Source organism: Flavonifractor sp. DFI.6.63 (genome assembly GCF_024462255.1).
Lineage (GTDB): Bacteria > Bacillota > Clostridia > Oscillospirales > Oscillospiraceae > Lawsonibacter_A > Lawsonibacter_A hominis.
The window spans coordinates 19,202-39,527 of record NZ_JANGBE010000034.1 but is presented as its reverse complement, the minus strand read 5'-3'; the positions used below and the strand labels follow the sequence as shown (position 1 = coordinate 39,527).

The following is a 20,326-nucleotide window of genomic DNA, read 5'->3' as shown; positions in this document are numbered from 1 at the left end:
GGACAGGGCTCGATTCTGGCAGAAAAGTCGCCCTGTCCGTCATGAGAGGTGTCATTTCCGACGCACGTGTCGCCGGAAATGACGGAGCTTCCTTTCCTTCCGTCGTCTGCGGACGACTCAACTCTGCCAGGCTCTTCTCCAGGAGGGTTTTTGACAGCCTGAGGGCGGGGGAGAAAAGCTCCCCCGCCCTGAGTCCTGTCTGGCGATCGTATGTCTGTTCAGCAGCCGCAGTTGTTGTTGCAGCCGCAGCCACAGTTGTTGTTGCAGCCACAGCCGCCCCAGTTGCCGCCCCAGCCGCCGCCGCAGCAGCAGCACAGAACGATCAGGATGATGATGATCCACAGGCAGCTGCCGCCGCCCCAGCCACAACCGTTATTGCACCCCATGATTGAGTACCTCCTGGTTTCAAAGTAGAAACCTGGGCGCGGGGCGGCGGTGCGCCGCGTCTTCCGGCCCGGTCTCACTTCATTCTATGCATCCGGTACCAGGGGGTGCAAACGCTTATTCCAATTCGAATGCGCCGGTATAGAGCTGGTAGTAAAGCCCATGCTGGGCAATCAGATCGTCATGGCCGCCCCGCTCCACGATACGGCCGTGGTCCAGCACCATAATGGCGTCGGAGTTGCGCACCGTGGACAGGCGGTGGGCGATAACGAAGACTGTGCGCCCGCACATCAGAGAGTCCATCCCCTGCTGAACGATGGACTCGGTACGGGTATCGATGGAGGAGGTGGCTTCGTCCAGGATCATCACCGGCGGGTCGGCCACGGCGCAGCGGGCAATGGCCAGCAGCTGCCGCTGGCCCTGGGACAGATTGGCCCCGTTTCCGGTCAGCAGCGTGTCGTATCCCTGGGGCAGGCGGCGGATGAAATCGTCCGCGCCCGCCAGCTGGGCGGCGGCCTCCACCTCCTCGTCGGTGGCCTGCAGATTGCCGTAGCGGATATTCTCCCGCACCGTTCCGGTAAACAGGTTGGTCTCCTGGAGCACGATGCCCAGGCTCCGGCGCAGATCGCTTTTCCGGATCTTGTTGATATTGATGCCGTCGTAACGGATCTTGCCGTCGGCGATATCGTAAAAGCGGTTGATGAGGTTGGTGATGGTGGTCTTCCCCGCGCCGGTGGCCCCCACGAAGGCCAGCTTCTGGCCGGGCTTTGCAAAAAGGGAGATATCGTGGAGGATGGGCTTGCCGGCCTCGTACTCGAAGTCCACATCAAAAAAGCGCACGTCGCCGGTGAGCCTGGTATAGGCAAAGCCCCCCTCCTTCTGCGGAACCTTCCAGGCCCACAGATTCGTGCGCTGGCCGCTCTCACCCAGCTCCCCCGCCTGATCGTAGGCCGCGTTCACCAGGGTGACCGTGCCCTCGTCCCGCTCGCTCTCCTCATCCATCAGCGCGAAGATCCGCCCCGCGCCCGCAAGGGCCATGACGACCGAGTTGAGCTGCTGGGAGATCTGGCTGATGGGCTGGGAAAAGCTTTTGGACAGCTGGAGGAAGGACGCGATGACGCCCAGCGTGACGCCGCCGCCTACGCCGCCCAGCGCCATCAGCCCACCCGCCATGGCCACGATCACATACTGGATGTTGCCGATATTGACCATGATGGGCATGAGGATATTGGCATATTTGTTGGCCATGTCGGCGCTTTCGAACAAAGCGTCGTTGACCCGGTCAAAGCCCTCCTGGGCCTTCTGCTCATGGCAGAAGACCTTGACCACCTTCTGGCCGTTCACCATCTCTTCGATATAGCCGTTCAGGTCGCCCAGTTTCTCCTGCTGGCGCATGAAATATTTGCCGCTGCGCCCCGCGATAGAGCGGGTGACCAGCAGCATACCGCACACGCAGAGGACGACCACCGCGGTGAGCAGCGGGTTGGTGACCAGCATGGCCAGGAACACCACCACGATCGTGACCAGCGAAGCAAACATCTGGGGGATGCTCTGCGAAAACATCTGGCGCAGGGTGTCCACGTCGTTGGTGTAGACGCTCATCACATCTCCATGGGCATGGGTATCAAAATACCGGATGGGAAGGGTCTGCATATGCACGAACAGCTCGTCGCGGATCTCCTTCTGCACGCCCTGGGAGATGGTGACCATAATGCGGTTATAGGCCAGCGTACACAGCGCGCCCGCCAGATAGAGACAGCCCATGAGGATCAGGGTGTGCAGCAATCCGCTGAACACCGGCTGGTCGGTCAGCAGAAGGGGCGCGATATAATCGTCGATGAGGCTCCCCAGAAACAGAGATGCGGACACCGAGGCCGCCGCACTGACCAAAATGCATACCAGCACCAGAAAAAAGCGGAATTTGTAGCCTTTGAGCACATAGGAGAGCAGCCGCTTTGCGGTGCCGCCCTTCTTTGCGGCGTTCTTATTCATGGTCCTCTCCTCCCTTCGTCTGGGACTCATAGATCTCGCGGTAGATGCCGCAGGATTCCAGCAGCTGCTCATGGGTGCCCATGGCGGAGATTTTCCCGCCGTCCATCACCAGGATCTTGTCGGCGTCCTCGATGGAGGAGATGCGCTGGGCGATGATAAATTTGGTGGTATCCGGGATCTCCTCCCGGAAGGCCCGGCGGATCATGGCGTCGGTCTTGGTGTCCACGGCGGAGGTGGAATCGTCCAGGATCAGGATCTTCGGCTTCTTCAGAAGGGCCCGTGCGATGCACAGCCGCTGCTTCTGCCCGCCGGAGACATTGGAGCCGCCCTGCTCGATATAGGTATCGTATCCATCCGGGAACTCCCGGATAAAGGAATCGGCCTGAGCCAGCCGGCACACCCGCGCCAGCTCCTCGTCGGAGGCATGCTCATTGCCCCAGTGCAGGTTTTCCCTGATGGTGCCGGAGAACAGCTCGTTCTTCTGGAGCACCATGGCCACCTGCTCCCGCAGGGACTCCATGTCGTAGTCCCGCACATCCACGCCGCCCACCTTGACGCTCCCTTCGGTGGCGTCGTACAGACGGGGGATGAGCTGCACCAGCGTGGTCTTGGAGGTGCCGGTCCCGCCCAGGATGCCCACTGTCTCGCCGGAGGCGATGTGCAGCTCCACCTCCTTCAGGCACTCCTTGCCGGGATCCCCGGCATAGCTGAAGCTGACGTGTTCAAAGTCCACAGAGCCGTCCTTTACCTCGCGCACCGGGTGCGCGCCGTTTTTCAGGTCGGTCTGCTCATTGAGCAGCTCTGTGATCCGGTCCGCGGAGGCCCGCGCCATGATGATCATGACCAGGACCATGGAGAGCATCATCAGGCTCATGAGGATCATCATGATATAGCTGAACATACTGGTCAGCTCGCCGGTGGTCAGGGTACCGCCCACCACCATCTTCGCGCCCAGCCAGGAGACCAGGAGCATGCACCCGTAGACGCAGACCTGCATCAACGGCGCGTTGAATGCGATGATCCTCTCCGCTTTGGAGAAGTCCTGATAGATCTCCCGGGACACTGCGCCGAACTTTTCCTTCTCATGCTCCTCCCGGACGAAGGACTTGACCACGCGGATCCCCAGCAGATTCTCCTGCACCACGCTGTTGAGCCGGTCGTACTTCTTGAACACCCGGGTAAAGACCGGATGGGCCCCTTTCATGACCAGCAGCAGACCCACCGCCAGGATGGGAATGACCACCAGAAAAACCAGGGCCAGTTTGGGGCTGATGACAAACGTGAGGACCCAGGCGCAGATGAGCATGATGGGGCAGCGCACCGCGATGCGGATGACCATCTGAAAGGCCATCTGCACATTGGTCACGTCGGTGGTCAGGCGTGTGATGATGCCGGCGGTGGAAAATTTGTCGATGTTGGAAAAGGAAAACTGCTGCACGTTTCGATACATTTCCCGGCGCAGGTTGCGGGAAAACCCGGTGGCCGCCCGCGCCGCAAAGCGGCCGGACAGGGCGCCGAACGCCAAGGCCACCAGCGCCATGACCACCAGCAGGATTCCATAACGCCAGATATTCCCGACATTGCCGGCATTGACGCCCAGATCCAGCAGTTTTGCCATCATCATGGGGATCAGGACATCAAACGCCACCTCGCCGATCACGAAGATGGGCGTCAGAATCGTGTCCCTTTTGAACTCCTGGATACCGCACGCCAGGCCTCGTTTTTTCTTCATAGGTCTCCTCCTCGGATTTAATTCGCATGCTAACTGTAAGCTTTGAAACAGTTTAAGAAAAAGAGAAGCCGCCACGCCGTGCGGGCGGCTCAACTGAGATTCTTTTTCAGTTTCTCCACGGTCGCCATGAATTGTTCCAGCTCCTGGTCGCTGATGCCCTCGGTCAACAACTCCTCCATCTTGTCCAGCCGCTGCTCGATCTGCTGATGCAGCTTCTGCGCCTTCGGCGTGAGCAGCACCTGCTTGAGGCGTGCATCCCGGAAGACCGAGCGGCGGGTAATGAAGCCGGCGGCCTCCAGTTTCTTCAGCAGCCGCGACGCGGTGGAACGCCGGATGCAAAAGGCCTCCTCCACGTCCTTCTGACAGATCTCACGGTCCGGATGGTGTGAGAGAAAGTCCAGCAGCTGTCCCTGCATTTCGGTGAACTCCGGGTCTTCCGGCGGGGGCGCAAACTCCAGGATCTTGCGGCGCATCAGGTTGGAAAGCGCCCGGATCTCTCCGCCGACCGCTCTTCGCTCCCTCGTATCCATCGCCTCCTGTCGCTGATCTGTCTTTAGTTTAGTTGCTTTGCTAACAGTTGTCAAGGAGCAAGCTAAACAAAAATGTCCCGCCGAACGAGCCATCCGTTCGGCGGGGCAGGCTTCTTCCAGCATCGCTTTGCCCCCCGGGAAACGTCGGCCGGACAGGCATTCCCCAGGATTTAGGACCGGCTTCCGGATTGCAGGCGCGATACCGTCACGCTGTTCATGGTCGTGTAAAGCGCGGCCTCATCCACGCCGCCGACGGATACCAGCCGGTCCAGCAGAGTCCCGCCGCCATCCTTCGTGGCCGCGGACAGGGCGAAATAAGACACATAGACCACCTGCGCGCGCAGGAAGGAGCCGCCGGTAAGCATGGCCTGCTCGGCGGAATTGAGCACACCCAGCTCCACGCTCTTGCCCAGGGCATTGCTCCAGGAAAAATCCGGATTGGTTCCGCTGTCGGTATAGCCCAGGGCCCGAAGCACAAAGGTCATATATTCTCCCGCCGAGAGGACGGTATCGGGCGCAAAATAAAGCGCTCCGGCGGCGTCGGCGCCCACGCCTTTGGTATACCCCTTGGCGTAGGCGTAAGCCACATACCGGTCGCACCAGGCGGGCGTATCCGCAAACGGATTGCCCTGGGTGCAGGCCAGCGCGGCGCCCTCCTCCCCGATCAGGCGCAGGAACATCACCAGTCCCACCACCCGGGTCGGCGCGACCTCCAGGTCGTATCCGCAGCCATAGGCGGTACCGGTTCCCTGGAACAGGCCCATGGCCTTCAGCGCGTCGGCCAGCGCGTTGTAATCCAGCGCGCCGCTGTCGCTGCGCGTATAGGCTCCTTCCAGGCCCACCACGGCGGTATCCGACGTAATGGTCACGGCGGCGCCGGCATTCTCCCCCGCCAGATAACGGTGTCCCTCCGTCAGCGCCGCCCCGGCGGCCAGAGCCCGCCCGGCGGTCACATCCACCACTGCGCCGGAGGGGGCGGCGACTGCGGCGCTTCCCGCCAGCAGAAGCAGGCCGGAGCCCGTATATACCGTGACGGTATCGCCCTTCTTCAGCCGATGGTCGGCAAACGCAAGATGGAGCGAGGTCTCTCCGCCCGCCTGGGCCAGATACGCGCTGTGTTTGGCGTTCAGACCGCTCAGCACCGTATCGTAAGTGCTCTGCGTCTTCTCCTCCAGGCGCCGTCCGGCCTGCTCCGCCACCGCCGGGAGGTAGGTGCCGTTGAGATAGCTCTGGGACACCAGCGTCTCGCCGGACGTTCCGCCCGAAGCGCAGACCGCCCCGCAGCCCATCAGGATCAGGGCGGCCAGCAGGAATACCGCGGCCCTCCTCATGGCTCCTCCGAGATCATATAGCTCAGGGACAGCAGGCTGTCGGCAAAGTGGACATCCTCGATGATCACACCGGTGCTGTCCAGCCGCAGCTCGATGTTGGTAAAGTTCCAAATCCCCTTCACGCCGCCCGCCACCAGGCGCGCGGCGATGGCGTTGGCCACCCCCCGGGGCACGGTGAGCACCCCGATGCTGGCGGGGGACTCCTTCAAATACGGTTCCAGCTGATCCACATGGTAGACCGGAACGCCCGAAAGCGTACGCCCCACGATATCAGGGCTCACGTCAAAGGCAGCGGCAAGGGTAACGCCGGAGCGCTGAAAATGGAAGTTCTCCAGCAGGGCCCGGCCCAGGTTGCCCGCGCCCAGGATCACGGCGGTATGTCCCCGGTTCATGCCCAGGATGTCGGACACCTCGCCCCGCAGGCTCTCTACATTATATCCATAGCCCTGCTGGCCAAACTCTCCGAAGCAGGACAGATCCTGCCGGATCTGGGAGGCGGTCAGCCCCATGGATTTCCCCAGCGCGCTGGAGGAGATGCGCTCCACCCCCGCCAGGTGCAGATCGTTCAGATGCCGGTAATAGCGCGGCAGCCGCCGGATGACCGCGCTGGATACCTTTTGCTTTTTCATTTCGCCTATCACACTCGTTCCCGTAGGAAATAGATTTCTACTCAGTGTTTCAGTTTACCTGAAAAACGCCCCGATGTCAACGCTCTTACCCCGGATTCCTGCCGGGTCGTGCCGGAACCCCGCACGCTTCACCCGCATAGAGTAAATCGAAAAGGAGGAGTGCAACTTGGAATTTATCGGAACCATCGTGACCCATATCTATACCTCCCGGGCCCAGCTTCCCGTCCAGGGCGCCGCCGTAGCCGTGACGCAGAAGGCCCCCGGCGGCAAGCATGTTCTGCTGGCCCTGCGCACATCCGACGAGAGCGGAAAGACCGCTCCCATAGCCATACCGACCCCGGCCCCGGCGGCGGGGCAGGCGCCGGGCGCGGAGCAGCCCTTTGCCCTGTGCGACGTCTGGTGCGAGGCGCCCAGCTTTGCCGTCAAACTGCTGGAAAACGTCCAGGTCTTCCCCAACGTACAAACCCTGCTGGAAATCGAGCTGATTCCCCTGCCGGAGCAAACGCCGCCCCTGTCCATGACGGTGCCGGTGGAGATCACGCCGCAGAACCTGTAAGGAAGGAGCCACTCCCATGCCTACGGAAGTCCGGCCCTATATCCCCCAGCAAATCACCGTACATCTGGGTTCGCCCAACCAGGCGGCCGAAAACGTCACCGTTTCCTTTCCGGATTATGTGAAAAACGTGGCCTCCAGTGAGATCTATCCCACCTGGGAGCCCTCCGCCATCCGGGCCAATATCCTGGCCATCATCTCCTTTGCTTTGAACCGCGTCTACACCGAATATTACCCCAGCAGGGGCTTTCCCTTCAACATCACCTCCTCCACCGCCATTGATCAGAAATACATCCACGGCCGGGATATTTTCGAAAACATCAGTCAGGCGGTAGACACGATTTTCAACTCCTACATCCGCCGCCGGGGCTTTATCGAGCCGCTGGCAGCCAAATTCTGCAACGGCACCACCACCACCTGCGACGGGCTCTCCCAGTGGGGCAGTCAGGAGCTGGCCCAGCAGGGGTACAATTCGGTGGATATCCTGCGCCATTACTATGGGGACGATATCGAACTGGTCGTCAACGCTCCCGTATCCGGCGTACGCGCCTCCTATCCGGGCTTTCCGCTGCGCCGGGGCATGGTGGGGGAAAACGTGATCCGCATTCAGTACATGCTCAACCGGATCTCCCAGGACTACCCCGCCATACCCAAAATCCCGACGCCGCTCAACGGCCAGTTTGACGAGGCCACCGAGCAGGCTGTGCGTCGCTTCCAGCAGATCTTCTCTCTGACGCCGGACGGCGTGGTGGGGAGCGGCACCTGGTACAAAATGGTCTTCCTCTTTGTGGGCATCACCAACCTGTCTGAGCTTGCCAGCGAAGGACAGACAGTCTATCAGATCTCCTACCAGTCCTCCGGGCAGCTGTCCGAAGGCGACCGGGGCGAGGGCGTGCGGACGATCCAGTATCTGCTCTCGGTGATCGCCGAGTTCTACGATACGGTCCCGGCACCCGCCATCGACGGCATCTATGGCCCCGGCACCGTCCGGTCGGTCACCGCGTTCCAGCAGACCATGGGGCTTCCCCAGAACGGCGTGATGGACGCGCGCACCTGGGAAGCCCTGTACCGGGCATACGAGGGCATCACGGAATCGGTGGACCGTTACACCAACGTGATCCCGGAGGCATTCCGGCCCGAGCCGGGGACCACCTCGGGCCTGACGCAATTCTCGGGGCAGGACCTGACCCTGGGCAGCACTGATTTCAGAGGAGGGAGCAACGGATGACCTGTGAAAATCCCTATACCGGCGTACCCGTACGCAGCCTGCAGACCATGCTGCGGGAACTCTCGTTCCACTACCCCGTCATTCCCCGCCTGATCCCGGACGGCATCTTCGGCGAGCACACGCTGGAGGCGGTGATGCTCTTCCAGCGGGAGTTCCATCCCCCGGTCACCGGCCAGGTGGACCACGGGACCTGGGACGCGGTCTCCGCCCTGTTCCAGAGCGTCCGCCCCGGGCTCTCCCCCCCGCTTCCCTGCCGCCTCTGGCCCGGCAACGGTTTTGCCGTTGCCCCCGGCGAGGACTCCGTCCACCTCTATCCCGTCCAGGCCATGTTCCGGGGCCTGTCTCAGCTTCTGGAGGGGATCGAGGACGCCCCGGTCTCCGGTACCCACGACGCCGCCACCCAGGCCAATCTCCGCTATGTCCAGCGCAGCGCGCAGCTCCCGGAGACCGGCCTGGCCGACCAGGCCACCTGGAACGCTCTGGCCCGGCTGTACGTCCTGTTCGTCACCTTCGCCCAATCGCCCCGCCTCCTGCGTGAGGGCTGGCTGGACGTTCCCTGAATCCGCCGCTTGCATCTTGGGCACAACACCTGTATAATCAAGCTGTACAAGTGTGAAAGCAGGTGGTCGGATGCATTTCGAGCTCTCTCCCCAGCAGCTCCGGGAGCGGGGCGGTCTTTTGGAACAGTTCCTGGACGTGGCCTTTGATTCCAGCATCCTGCTGGATCAGGACGGCTATGTGCTCAACTGCGGCAACGGCGCCACGCAGCTCACCATGACCCGCCGCTCCGGCCTGCTGGGCCAGCATGTGACCGCCTTCGATAAGGTATCCCCCTTCGAGGAGGTGCTGCGCACCGGCACGGCCGTCAAAAACAAGCTCTATGTGGTTCAGGGCCGCCGCTGTCTGCAGAACATCTACCCCATCTTCTGGGAGGGCCGCGTGGTGGGGGCCCTGGGCGTGCTGAGCTACACCAATATGAACGATATCCGCCAGCAGCTGGTGGGCGACCTGGCCGAGCACCTGTCCGAGGTCAAGCTGGGCGATATCGCCGAAGTGGAGACGGAAAATCTTATACGGGCCCGCCTTCAGCGCAACTACACGTTTGAGGACTTTATCGGCGAAAGCGCCAAGGTTCGGGCCGTAGTCCACGAGTGCAAGGCGGCCGCCACCGCCCCGTATCCGGTGCTGCTGCTGGGCGAAAGCGGTACCGGCAAGGAGATCCTGGCCAGCGCCATCCACTCCTTCGGCATGAAGAGCATCCAATCCCCCTACATCAAAATCAACTGCACCGCCATCCCCAACCAGCTGCTGGAATCGGAGCTTTTCGGCTACGAAAAGGGCGCGTTCACCGGCGCCACCGCCCCGAAAAAGGGCCGCTTCGAAGCGGCCAGGGGCGGCAGTATCCTGCTGGACGAGATCGGCGATATGGATGTGGCCCTTCAGGGCAAGCTGCTGCGGGTGCTGGAGGAGCGGGAATTCGAGCGGGTCGGTGGAATCAAGACCATCCCGCTGGAAGCCCGGGTCATCTCCTCTACCAACTCCGATCTGCTGCAAAAGTGCAAGGACAACCGCTTCCGCCGTGATCTGTATTACCGCCTGTCCACGGTGGAGATCCGCATACCGCCTCTGCGGGAGCGGCCCGACGACATCCCGCTGCTGGTCAGTCATTTTATCAGCCGGGAAAATCTGCCCATCGCCATCACGGACCCCGCCATGGAAGCCATGGTCGAATACGCCTGGCCCGGCAATGTGCGCGAATTGCGCAACATCATCCAGCGTTTGGGGATCTCCTGCCCGGACCGGCCGGTCCGCACCGACGACGTGATCCGCTATTTCTCCGACGGCTCTCTGGCGGCTCCGCTTTTCCCCGGCACGGGCGACAGCGCCTTTCCCCCTTACGTCCACATCCATCCGGAGCAGGCGCAGGCGCGGGAGACCCTGCTGAACGTCCTGCGGGAACAGCATTGGAATCTGTCCGCCGCCGCCCGCGTGCTGCACATCACCCGCGCGACCCTCTATAAGCGTTTGAAAAAATACAACATCACCGTACAGCGCAGAGGCTCCTGAAAAAAGTCCTGCCGCAGAACAAGCTGCGGCAGGACTTTTTTCTCCTTTTGGCAGTGTTATATTACCACAAAACGGGCCAAATTTCAAGTCTTGCAGTTCCAGCGCCGCAGGTGTATCCTCTAAGAATCTTTTCAAGGAGGGATGCACGATGGATGACCTTTCTGCCCTGATCCCGCAGCCAGACCAAATGCAGGCCGCTCTGGCCGAGCTGGCGGAGTGCAACGCTCTGACGGCCGGCTGGGGGCTGTCCCTCTCGCCCGTCCAGATGCGCATGCTGGCGGAATGCCGCCGCTCCGCGCTCCGCGATACCGGTCGGGTGGAGTTCGGGGGCGGCGTACTGAAACAGCTGGTCCGCGCCTTTTGCGCCTCGCCCTATCTGGACCAGGAAAACTACGCGGACACGCTGGCCCAGCTTCAGGCCCTCTTCTACCACTTCAAACAGGAATCGCATGACCGTATCCCAGACGATGAACTCATCGCCGCCATGGCCCAGTGCTTTGACGGCAGGGCCCAAGGCGCGCTGGACGCTCTGGCCGGCCTGACGCCGGAGGAACTGTGCGTTCCGGACCGGGAGGCGCGGTGGGAGCCGGCGCCTTGAGCGGCGGCCTGCCGGAGCGCGCCTTTTCTCCGGAAGAGGCGGCCGCGCTGCGCCAGAAACTCTGGCCGCTTCTGGCGCGGCAGGCGGGGCTTTACACCGGCTGCGGCAGTTCTTCCCTGCCGGAGGACACCGCACGGGAATTGCTCTGCTCCCTGTGCTATACGCTGAAGGTCTGGTTTCAGGCGGGCGGGGCTGCGTCCCAGCCGCTGGCAGACGCCGATCTGGAAGCGGGCCTGCGGCAGGGACAGGCCATACTGGAGCAGAAGTGTCGGCAGGCGCGCCGCCTCTGGATGGCTGTGCGCCACTCTGCTCCGGATCTGAAAAACCGCGCGCTGGCCGATACGCTGGACAGCATCGGCGCCTTTTTCCAGCGGTATGATCTTCGCTTTTTCGCCCATTGCATCCCCTGTGATATCGACTACCCGCTCTGCCGTGCCGTCCCGGAAGCGCTGCCGGGCGTGGACTATATCCTCGCTTACCTGGATCGGCTGGGCATGGAGCACGCCCTGCTGCGTCCCTTTGCCCCCTCCCGGGTCCGCCGCCTGCTGGCGGCCGGCTGCCCCGATCCCGTCGGACTGCTGGTCAACCTCTGTGAGCCGGTGCTCGCCAATGCCGTGGGGCTGACCCTGCTGGGGGAGGACCCCAGGGAGCTGGAAATTACACCGCAGCGCCGTACCCGTTTATGCGAATACTTCGAGCCGCTCCCTCCCCACCGGGCCCGCGCCGCCCTCCGGGACGGAGCTGCCCGACTGTGCGCCGGGCTCGGTCTCCCGACTCCGGCGGCGGACTATTTCATGGATACGGCACAGGCTCTCCACCCCCGCATTGAGGCCGCCCTGCCCAATCGCCTGAACGGGGTGTTCCTCTCACTGGCTCCGTAAGCGTCGCAGCGGCCGGAGCAGCGCGGTCTCTTCCGTGACGTATCGCCTCGGGTACGCACGCTTCTCAGTCCTGCGCGCACGTCCTGTCCGCATTCGGCGCGCCTCCACACGCCTGCAGGCGCGAATTCTGCACGGTCCTTTTCGGCAGAGAGAGCCGGCGCCCTCCGGCGCCGGCTCTCCCGGGAGCTGTAATCGGCTCAGTCCAGCCAGTTATCCTTCTCCTCTGCGTAGAGGGCGGGCAGGATGCGGGACAGGTTGGAAAACTCCTTCACGTTGTGGTGCAGCAGGTTGACCATAGCCTGGGCGGGGATCTGAACCCCGTCGGGGATGCACTTGACGGCCTTGCCGTCGATGATCTGCCAGCCGAACCAGAAGCGGGAGCGCAAAATGCTGCCGCCCTCGCAGGGACGCAGGAAATGGGTCATGACTACCGGCACGTCGGGCATGGTATCGTCGCCGATGACCTGTACGTTGGCGCACACCAGAGCGTTGCACACCTCGGTATCCACCTTGGACTCGTCATAGCCCAGCTCCGAGGGCTTGCGGAAGTGGATGCGCAGCAGGTCGGCCTTTCCGGTCCCGATATCCTCCCAGATGTTGTGGATGCTGCCCCAGTGGCGCTCCCGCATGGACTTGCTCAGATCCAACGCCTTGGCGGGATCGTCCAGATAGACGTCGTAGTGATCCTCGTTATCCCAGCAGGCGTAACGCAGACGGTGAATGGGATGCCAGGCAAACCACCAGTCGAACATGACGCCGTCCACGCCGGGGAAAAAGGTCTTGTTGGCGATCAGGCCGGTGCCGTCGCTCATCTGGAACCAGCCGAACTCACCGGGAAGGTCGCCGGGCAGGAACAGGTCGTTTCGGTTATCGATGTGCAGGGCGTTGGCCGGATCTCCCGGGCCCGCGTCGATCAGCTTGTGGCGCTCCGGATCCCCGGCAGCACAATCCTGCAGGTAGTACTTGTAGTAGCTGCGCTTCTTATCTTCGTTGTTAGCGGGTACTTTCTTGGCCATTTCGATCACTCCTTTTGATACTGGAACATCGCCGGTCTGTCCGGCGTCTTCTGGTTCCATAAAGCAGCAAAAGTCATGCCAACCCGCACGAATCGGATCAACGCGCCCGAACCGACCGCCTTTCCGTACGCTTAGGCGCTCGGCCCGGCCGCCGCTTCCCCTTTAAATTGTTTAATCGTCTATACATCTGTTTATATCAACTGTATCGATCCAGAATACAGTCTTCAGGTCTCCCGGTCTACCGACTTCATTTGTTTCAGGTTCCCGATTTTTTGACTGCGCCGGGAGAGTTCCTCCAGCACCGCCTCCAGCGGGATGTTCTGCTGGGCCATCATCACCATCAGGTGGTAGATCAGGTCGGAGATCTCCCCCACCGTCTCCTCCTGCCGGCCGTTCTTCGCGGCGATGATAGTCTCGGAGCACTCCTCCCCCACCTTTTTCAGGATCTTATCCAGGCCCTTGTCAAAGAGATAGCAGGTGTATGAGCCCTCCCGGGGCGTACTCTTCCGGCCCAGGACCACCTGGTAGAGCTCCTGCAGTACGCTGTCGTTCATATCGTTTCCTCCCAAATCGTGTTGAAGAAGCAGGAGCGGCTGCCCGTATGGCAGGTGGGACCGTCCGGCTTGCAGAAATAGAGCAGGGTATCCGTATCACAATCGGTCGCCATCCGTTTGACGTGCAGGTAGTGCCCGGAGGTCCCCCCCTTGTTCCACAGCTCCCGGCGGCTGCGGCTCCAAAACCAGGCGGTATGGGTCTTCAGGGTCAGCTCCACCGCCTCCCGGTTGGTAAAGCCCAGCATGAGCACCTCGCCGGTGTCCGCCTCCTGGATGATCACAGGGATCAGATCGGATTTCACAAAGAGCTGGTCCAGATCAAACGCCATGTTCCTTCACCTCACCGGTATGTTTCTGGTCCGCAGAAAATCCTTCACCTGGGGCACGGTCAATGCCCCGAAGTGGAACAGGGAGGCCGCCAGCGCCGCGTCGCAGCCGGTCTCCTCGAAGACCTGGGCGAAATGCGCCAGGCTCCCGCAGCCGCCGGAGGCGATGACCGGGATCCCCACCGCGCGGGTGACCGCCGCCGTCATGGCCAGGTCGAAGCCCGCCTTGGTCCCGTCGGCGTCCATGGAGGTGAGCAGGATCTCCCCGGCGCCCAGTTCCTGCCCCCGGCGGGCCCACGCCACGGCGTCCAGCCCCGTGGGCTTGCGCCCGCCGTGGACCACCACCTCGTACGTGCCGTCCCCACGGCTTCTGGCGTCGATGGCCAGCACCACGCACTGAGAGCCGAACCGCTCCGCGGCCCGGGCGATCAGCGTGGGGTCGTCCACCGCGGCGGAGTTGACGCTGATCTTATCCGCACCCGCCCGCAGCAGCCGCCGGAAGCCCTCCAGGGTGCGGATGCCGCCCCCCACGGTCAGCGGCACGAAAACCTGCTCCGCCGTGCGTTCCACCACGTCGGCCACCGTGTCCCGCGCATCGCTGGTGGCGGTGATATCCAGAAAGACGATCTCATCCGCCCCCTGGTCGGAATAGTACCGGGCCAGCGCTACCGGATCGCCCGCGTCCCGGATGTGGACGAAATTGACCCCTTTCACCACCCGGCCGTCCCGCACGTCCAGGCAGGGAATGATCCGTTTTGCTAACATAACCGTCCCTCCCGATACCGGCCGCTCTGCACAGGGCCGCGCCGCGGCCGCCCTGCCATGACCGGCTTTTCCGCGCCGCCGAAGCCCGGAAGCGTCCCTTTCATGTCTGTGCCCCGGCCGCCGCCACCGCGGCCGCCAGATCGATGGTCCCGGCATAATAAGCCTTGCCGATGATCGCCCCGTACAGGCCCATATCCCGCAGCCGCTTGACATCGTCCAGCTCCGTCACGCCGCCGCTGGCCACCAGATCGCAGGAGACCGCCTTCTGCAGCGCCGCCAACCGGTCAAAGGAGGGACCCGTCAACATTCCATCTGTGGCAATATCTGTAAATATAATCACCTTTACGCCTATACCTTCCATAGACCGGGCGAATTCCAAATAATCCAGCCCGGAGGACTCTACCCATCCGGCGGTCTTGACGATGCCGTCCAGGGCGTCGATCCCAACGGCGATCCGCGCTCCATAACGTTCCACGGCGGCGCGGACGAAAGCCGGATCGCGGACGGCGGCAGAGCCGATGACCATACGGGACACCCCCATGGCGTCGGCCGCCTCCAGGTCGGCCATGGAGCGCATGCCGCCTCCCAGCTCTACCCGCAGGCCGGAACGCTCCGCCACGGCACGGACAATCGCGCCGTTTTTCCGCTCGCCGCTCCTGGCCCCGTCCAGATCCACCATGTGGAGATACCGGGCGCCCGCATCGGCAAAGGCCGCGGCGGTGCGCTGCGGGTCCTCCGCCACCGGATGTACGGTATCAAAATCTCCTTTGTAAAGCCGCACGACCTTACCGTCTTGCAAATCAATGGCCGGTAAAACGATCATCGGTTCAACCCTCCGAAATTCCGCAAAATCTGCAGTCCCGCCTCCCCGCTTTTCTCCGGGTGGAACTGGCAGCCGTACACATTGCCGTGGCTCACCGCCGCCACAAGCGAGGGGCCGTACTCCGTCCGGGCGATCACGTCGGTCTCATGCTCGGCCACGCCGCAAAAACTGTGGACGAAATAGACCCAGGCGCCCTCCTCCAGTCCCCGGAACAGCGGAGAGTGATTCTGGAGGCTCAGGCTGTTCCAGCCGATATGGGGCAGCTTTCGGTCCGTCTTGATCCGCCGGACGCTTCCATGGACCAGACCAAGGCCGCCGCATTCCCGTACCTCTTCCCCCACGTCGAACAAAAGCTGCATGCCCAGACAGATGCCCAAAATGGGCTTTTTCGCCGCCTGACGGACCAGTACCCGGTCCAGGCCCGGTCCGCGCAGGCGTTCCGCCGCGTCGGGAAACGCGCCCACACCCGGCAGAATGATGGCGTCGGCGCGCTCCAGCACAGCCTCATCGCCGGTGATGCAGGTATCCAAGCCGAGGTAGCGCATGGCGTTGGTAACGCTTTTCAGGTTGCCCACGCCGTAATCCACGATAGCGGTATAGCTCATGCCTGTATGCCTCCTTCCAGTTGCTGAAGAAGGACCGTCTTTTCCCGGCGGTCATGGCCCGCCCTCTCATAAAAGGCGCGGGCGTCCGTCTCTTTGGCGCCGGTCAGCGGCATGATCTCGGCGCAATTTGCCTTCCGGGCCAGCCCCCCGGCCGCGGCCAGACAGGCCCAGGCCCAGCCCCTTTCCCGGTGATCCCTGCGGGCGGGCATATGTCCCACCAGACCCCAGGGCCGCAGCCGCCGGGTCAGATCGGGGATCCTCACCAGGGCGCGGAAGGCCCGCAGCGTCCCGTTCTCCGCCGCCATCACAGGACTCCCTTGGTGGAGGTGACGCCGGTGCCGGTGACCGTGACGGCCTCCTTTATCGCCACCCCCAGGGCCTTGAACAGGGCCTCGGTGATGTGGTGGGCGTTGGAGCCGTAGCGGCACTTCATATGTAAGGTCAAGCCGCTGTTGAACGCGAAGGCCCGCATGAACTCCTCGGTGAGGCAGGACTCATAATCGCCCATCCTGGACTGGGGCATCTGCGCATCAAAGACCAGAAACGGCCGGTTGGAAAAGTCCAGGGCCGCGAAGCACAGGGCCTCGTCCATGGGGATGCAGGCGGAGGCGAACCGGCGGATGCCCTTCCGGTCCCCAAGGGCATGGTTCAAAGCCTGGCCCAGGACGATGCCGGTGTCCTCCACCGTGTGGTGGCCGTCCACCTCCAGGTCCCCCGCGGCCTCCAGCTCCAGGCCGAAGCCGGCGTAGAAGGCCAGGGCGGTGAGCATATGATCAAAAAAGCCGATGCCGGTGGATACCCGCACCTCGCCCCCGTCCAGGCAGAGGTTCACGGCGATCTGGGTCTCTTTGGTCTTGCGTTCAATGGAATAGGCCCGGCTGGGGGCCTCTCCCGCCCGGTACACAGGCACTTTCACGGAAATTCCTCCTCGTTCCACAGTTTTATTCAAAGCGTACCCGGATGGAGTTGGCGTGGGCCGTCAGGTGTTCGCTCTCCGCCAGGGTGACGATCTGCCCGGCGATGGGGGCGAGGCTGGCGCGGTCATATTGGATGACGCTCATGGTCTTGAGGAAGCTGTCCACACTCAACGGCGAGAAGAACCGCGCCGTCCCCGAGGTGGGAAGCACGTGGTCAGGGCCCGCCAGGTAGTCCCCCAGAGGCTCCGGCGACCAGGCCCCCAGAAAGACCGCTCCCGCGTTGCGGATGGCGGGCAGCAGGGCGCGCGGGTCCGCAGTCATGATCTCCAGGTGCTCCGGGGCGATCTCATTGGCCAGCTGCGCGGCCTGTTCCAGGTCCCGGCACACGATGGCGCAGCCGAAGTCCCGCAGGGCGCACTCCATGATCTCAGAGCGGCTGAGGTACCCGGTCTGCCGGACGAGCTCGGCGTCCACCGCCTGTGCCAACGCGGCGCTGGTGGTCAGCAGCACGGCGGAGGCCAGCTTGTCGTGCTCCGCCTGGCTCAGCAGGTCGGCGGCCACATCCTTGGGCCGGGCGGTCTCGTCCGCGATGACCAGCACCTCCGAGGGGCCGGCCACCATGTCGATGTCCAGCGTGCCGTAGGCCATACGCTTGGCGGCGGCCACATAGGCGTTGCCCGGTCCCACCAGCTTATCCACCCGGGGAATAAAGCCCGCGCCATAGGTGAGCGCCGCCACCGCCTGGGCGCCGCCCACGGCGATCACCCGGTCCACCCCGGCGATCTTTGCCGCGGCCAGCACGGCGTGGTTCAGATTCCCCGTAGGCGGGGTGACCATCACGATTTCCTCCACCCCGGCCACCTTGGCGGGCACTGCGTTCATCAGCACGGAGGAGGGATAGGCCGCCGTCCCGCCGGGCACATAGACGCCCACCCGCTTCAGCCCCCGTACGATGCGGCCGACCACGCCGCCGTCGGGAGAGCTCCACTCCAGCGTGTGGGAGAGCAGCTTTTCGTTGTAGTCCCGGATGTTGGCCGCGGCGTGCTCCAGGGCCGCGATCAGCGCCCCGGGGCAGGCGGCATAGGCCGCGTCCAGCTCCTCCCGGCGGATCTCCCGCGGCTCGGCGTGGTCAAAGCACAGGGAGTAGTCCCGCACGGCTGAAAACCCGTTTTCCTTTACCGTATTAAAAATCTCAGCGACAGCCGCCTCGATGGCCGCATTGGCCTGCGCCTGCCGGGCGCGCATGGCGGAGATGACCTGCTGCTCCGCCCTGCCGTCCGCCGTTACGATCTGAATCATTTCCGCTTCTCCAATTCCGCCTCACAACGGGCAATAAAATCCTCGATTTCCGTCTGATACAGCTTCATGCTGGCCGTGTTTACGATCAGGCGGGCGCTCACCTGCGCCACGTCCTCGATGGGGGTCAGCCCGTTTTCCCGCAGCGTGGCCCCGGTCTCCACGATATCCACGATAGCATCCGCCAAATCCAGAATGGGGGCCAGCTCCACACTGCCCTCGATCTTGATGATATCCACGTCCATGCCCTTCTTCTCGAAGAAGGCGCGGGCCACATTGGGATATTTGCTGGCGATCCGCCGGGTCTTGTAAGTACCGTAGAAGTCGCTCCCCTCCTTCACCGCCAGGGCAAAGCGGCAGCGGCCAAAGCCCAGGTCCAGCACCTCGTAAAAGGACTTGCCCTGCTCCAGGATGGTGTCCTTGCCCACGATACCCAGGTCGCATACGCCGTGTTCCACGTAGGTGATCACATCGGGGGCCTTGGCCAGCACCGCGTCCAGCGGATAGTTGGGGATGGAATGGATCAGCCGGCGTCCGGGATTTCGAATGGGGGAACCGTCCAGGCCCATGGCCTCGAAGAGCTCCACGCTTTTGTCCTGCAGGCGCCCTTTCGTCAGCGCCAGGCGCAGACGGTTTGTGTTCATGGTCATGGCACATCCACCAGCCTCTCCCCTTGCTGCTCCAGCACCAGCACACGGGCGGCCCCCTTCTCCCTGGCCAGGGCCAGCGTGGCCTCCAGCGTTTCGCAGGGGGAGAGCTCGCAGGTCCCCCCCGCCCGGCCGTCCACCGCCGTCAGCGCCCGGGCGAGCTGGCCCGGCGCAAAGTGGACCAATACCCCCAGCCGGGGCGGCTCCCCCGCGCTCAGGCAGCCTGCCACCGCGTCCACGTCGATGGCAAATCCGGTGGCAGGCGCGTTGCGTCCAAAGGCGGCCACCAGGCCGTCGTACCGGCCGCCGGAGAGAACGGCGTCCCCCGCCCCCTCCACATAGCCCCGGAAGACCACGCCGGTATAATAGTCGATCTGGTGGACCAGACCCAGGTCAAAGCGGAGGAAGTCTCCGTATCCGGCGGCTTCCAGTTCCCGGTACAGGTCGTGCAGGTAGGTCAGCGCCTCGTTTTTCCCCGCGAGACGCTGCGCTTCCTCCAGCACCTCCACCCCGCCGAACAGGCGGGAAAGCCTCGCCAGCGCGGCACAGGCGCTCCGGTCGGCATAGGGCTCCAGCAGGTCTCCCAATGCGGCAAAATTCTTTCCCTCAATGAGCGCGCGCATTTTTTCCACGGTCTCCCCATCCATCTCCATACCGGCGGCCAGGGATTTGAAAAATCCGGCATGGCCCAGCTCAATGTGAAAGCGCTCCAGCCCGCAGGAGCGCAGGGCGTCTACCGCCAGGGCCACGACCTCCAGGTCTGCCTTGGCGCCGGCGGCGCCGATCAGCTCCACGCCGCACTGGGCGATCTCTCCGCTGCTGCCCCGGTGCTCCGCCCCGGAGCGGAAGACCGTTTCATCGTAATAAAGCCGCTGGGGCAAGGGCAGGGTCTTCAGCTTGGTGGCCGCCACCCGCGCGATGGGCGTGGTGCAATCCGGCCGCATCACCAGTATCCTGCCGCTGCGGTCGACGATCTTCAGCATAGCCTCCTGGGGCATGGGATTGCCCGACTGGAGGAACAGGTCATAAAACTCCACCTCGGGGGTGGAGACCTCCGCATAGCTCCGGCGGCGAAAGAGGGCGGTCAGGGCATTTTGCACCCGCCGCCGGTCCCTGCACTCGGCAAACAGCCGGTCCCGGGTCCCTTCGGGGGTATTGATGGTATACTTCACAGGGCATCTCCCCTTTTACTTTAACGCGTTACCACGCTAATATACTATATTTCCTGCCGCTTGTCAAGCGATTGCCGTCCTTTTGCGGCAAGGCCGAATAAACTTCCGTCCCTCCGGCGCAGGAGCGCCGCCTTGCCGCCGTCCCGCTGACGCTTTCCGGCAGCATGGCACATTTCGCCGTCCCCGGCAAGCCCGTCCGACATCCGGTATGGCCCGCAAACGCCTCCGGCGTTTGCGGGGACCTGTTTTCCTTCCCCTGCCGGGCGAGCGGAATCCGCCC

At 63.2% G+C, this 20,326-nt stretch carries 23 protein-coding genes; 6 read left to right on the top strand and 17 right to left on the bottom strand.

Translation table 11 applies throughout. The annotated features are described in order from the left end of the window. Positions 1–218: 218 nt before the first annotated feature. From NE547_RS14905 to NE547_RS14880, 6 genes are all read right to left on the bottom strand, one after another. The gene (locus NE547_RS14905) at positions 219–386 is read right to left on the bottom strand and encodes a hypothetical protein (protein ID WP_186908724.1); all 168 of its coding nucleotides are present in this window, start codon (positions 384–386) and stop codon (positions 219–221) included. A 115-nt stretch (positions 387–501) separates the two neighbouring features. After that, entirely contained in the window at positions 502–2,376 is a 1,875-nt protein-coding gene (locus NE547_RS14900; RefSeq protein ID WP_186908723.1) for an ABC transporter ATP-binding protein, read from the bottom strand. Continuing rightward, complete coding sequence (locus NE547_RS14895; protein WP_256176292.1) at positions 2,369–4,108, bottom strand: ABC transporter ATP-binding protein; 1,740 nt, start codon at positions 4,106–4,108, stop codon at positions 2,369–2,371. The genes NE547_RS14900 and NE547_RS14895 overlap by 8 nt, the downstream gene beginning before the upstream one ends. Positions 4,109–4,197: 89 nt before the next feature. After that, complete coding sequence (locus NE547_RS14890; RefSeq protein WP_256176291.1) at positions 4,198–4,638, bottom strand: MarR family winged helix-turn-helix transcriptional regulator; 441 nt, start codon at positions 4,636–4,638, stop codon at positions 4,198–4,200. Between the two features lie 170 nt (positions 4,639–4,808). Further along, positions 4,809–5,969, bottom strand: coding sequence for a hypothetical protein (locus NE547_RS14885; RefSeq protein ID WP_256176290.1), 1,161 nt, complete (start codon positions 5,967–5,969; stop codon positions 4,809–4,811). Next, positions 5,966–6,598, bottom strand: a complete 633-nt coding sequence (locus NE547_RS14880) for a redox-sensing transcriptional repressor Rex (protein ID WP_186908719.1) — start codon at positions 6,596–6,598, stop codon at positions 5,966–5,968. Before NE547_RS14880 ends, NE547_RS14885 begins: the two co-directional genes overlap by 4 nt. Positions 6,599–6,764: 166 nt before the next feature. Between NE547_RS14880 and NE547_RS14875 the strand changes: the two genes are divergently transcribed. The 6 genes from NE547_RS14875 (at position 6,765) to NE547_RS14850 (ending at position 11,925) form a co-directional block, all read left to right on the top strand. After that, on the top strand, positions 6,765–7,154 hold the full coding sequence (locus NE547_RS14875) for a spore cortex-lytic protein (RefSeq protein ID WP_256176289.1): 390 nt from the start codon (positions 6,765–6,767) through the stop codon (positions 7,152–7,154). A gap of 16 nt (positions 7,155–7,170) precedes the next feature. Next, entirely contained in the window at positions 7,171–8,379 is a 1,209-nt protein-coding gene (locus NE547_RS14870) for a peptidoglycan-binding protein (RefSeq protein ID WP_256176288.1), read from the top strand. Continuing rightward, complete coding sequence (locus NE547_RS14865) at positions 8,376–8,939, top strand: peptidoglycan-binding protein (protein WP_186908716.1); 564 nt, start codon at positions 8,376–8,378, stop codon at positions 8,937–8,939. Before NE547_RS14870 ends, NE547_RS14865 begins: the two co-directional genes overlap by 4 nt. Positions 8,940–9,009: 70 nt before the next feature. Continuing rightward, complete coding sequence (locus tag NE547_RS14860) at positions 9,010–10,446, top strand: sigma-54-dependent Fis family transcriptional regulator (protein ID WP_207723815.1); 1,437 nt, start codon at positions 9,010–9,012, stop codon at positions 10,444–10,446. 148 nt (positions 10,447–10,594) lie between these two features. Beyond that, positions 10,595–11,044, top strand: coding sequence for a DUF6323 family protein (locus tag NE547_RS14855; protein ID WP_186908714.1), 450 nt, complete (start codon positions 10,595–10,597; stop codon positions 11,042–11,044). Continuing rightward, positions 11,041–11,925, top strand: a complete 885-nt coding sequence (locus NE547_RS14850; protein WP_186908713.1) for a DUF6179 domain-containing protein — start codon at positions 11,041–11,043, stop codon at positions 11,923–11,925. The genes NE547_RS14855 and NE547_RS14850 overlap by 4 nt, the downstream gene beginning before the upstream one ends. 197 nt (positions 11,926–12,122) lie before the next feature. On the opposite strand, the gene NE547_RS14845 is transcribed toward NE547_RS14850, so the two are convergent. From NE547_RS14845 to hisZ, 11 genes are all read right to left on the bottom strand, one after another. Beyond that, the gene (locus tag NE547_RS14845) at positions 12,123–12,941 is read right to left on the bottom strand and encodes a DAPG hydrolase family protein (protein WP_186908712.1); all 819 of its coding nucleotides are present in this window, start codon (positions 12,939–12,941) and stop codon (positions 12,123–12,125) included. A gap of 224 nt (positions 12,942–13,165) precedes the next feature. Beyond that, positions 13,166–13,495 (bottom strand): phosphoribosyl-ATP diphosphatase, encoded by a 330-nt coding sequence (gene hisE / locus NE547_RS14840; RefSeq protein ID WP_186908711.1) that lies wholly within the window; start codon positions 13,493–13,495, stop codon positions 13,166–13,168. Beyond that, complete coding sequence (gene hisI / locus NE547_RS14835) at positions 13,492–13,824, bottom strand: phosphoribosyl-AMP cyclohydrolase (RefSeq protein WP_186908710.1); 333 nt, start codon at positions 13,822–13,824, stop codon at positions 13,492–13,494. The genes hisE and hisI overlap by 4 nt, the downstream gene beginning before the upstream one ends. Before the next feature lie 6 nt (positions 13,825–13,830). Continuing rightward, positions 13,831–14,586: an imidazole glycerol phosphate synthase subunit HisF gene (gene hisF, locus NE547_RS14830; protein WP_186908709.1), complete on the bottom strand. Its 756-nt coding sequence runs from the start codon at positions 14,584–14,586 to the stop codon at positions 13,831–13,833. Positions 14,587–14,686: 100 nt separating this feature from the next. Further along, complete coding sequence (gene hisA, locus NE547_RS14825) at positions 14,687–15,409, bottom strand: 1-(5-phosphoribosyl)-5-[(5-phosphoribosylamino)methylideneamino]imidazole-4-carboxamide isomerase (protein WP_256176287.1); 723 nt, start codon at positions 15,407–15,409, stop codon at positions 14,687–14,689. After that, a complete protein-coding gene (gene hisH / locus NE547_RS14820; RefSeq protein WP_256176286.1) occupies positions 15,406–16,014 on the bottom strand; it encodes an imidazole glycerol phosphate synthase subunit HisH in 609 nt (202 codons plus the stop codon). The genes hisA and hisH overlap by 4 nt, the downstream gene beginning before the upstream one ends. Next, positions 16,011–16,319 carry a hypothetical protein gene (locus NE547_RS14815; protein WP_256176285.1) on the bottom strand — a complete coding sequence of 103 codons (309 nt, stop codon included), beginning with the start codon at positions 16,317–16,319 and terminating at the stop codon, positions 16,011–16,013. The genes hisH and NE547_RS14815 overlap by 4 nt, the downstream gene beginning before the upstream one ends. Next, positions 16,319–16,930, bottom strand: a complete 612-nt coding sequence (hisB, locus tag NE547_RS14810; protein WP_370866856.1) for an imidazoleglycerol-phosphate dehydratase HisB — start codon at positions 16,928–16,930, stop codon at positions 16,319–16,321. Before hisB ends, NE547_RS14815 begins: the two co-directional genes overlap by 1 nt. Before the next feature lie 25 nt (positions 16,931–16,955). Beyond that, positions 16,956–18,230, bottom strand: coding sequence for a histidinol dehydrogenase (gene hisD / locus NE547_RS14805; RefSeq protein WP_186908705.1), 1,275 nt, complete (start codon positions 18,228–18,230; stop codon positions 16,956–16,958). Beyond that, positions 18,227–18,871 (bottom strand): ATP phosphoribosyltransferase, encoded by a 645-nt coding sequence (gene hisG, locus NE547_RS14800; RefSeq protein WP_186908725.1) that lies wholly within the window; start codon positions 18,869–18,871, stop codon positions 18,227–18,229. Before hisG ends, hisD begins: the two co-directional genes overlap by 4 nt. A 2-nt stretch (positions 18,872–18,873) precedes the next feature. Next, entirely contained in the window at positions 18,874–20,046 is a 1,173-nt protein-coding gene (gene hisZ / locus NE547_RS14795) for an ATP phosphoribosyltransferase regulatory subunit (protein WP_256176284.1), read from the bottom strand. Positions 20,047–20,326 lie beyond the last annotated feature (280 nt).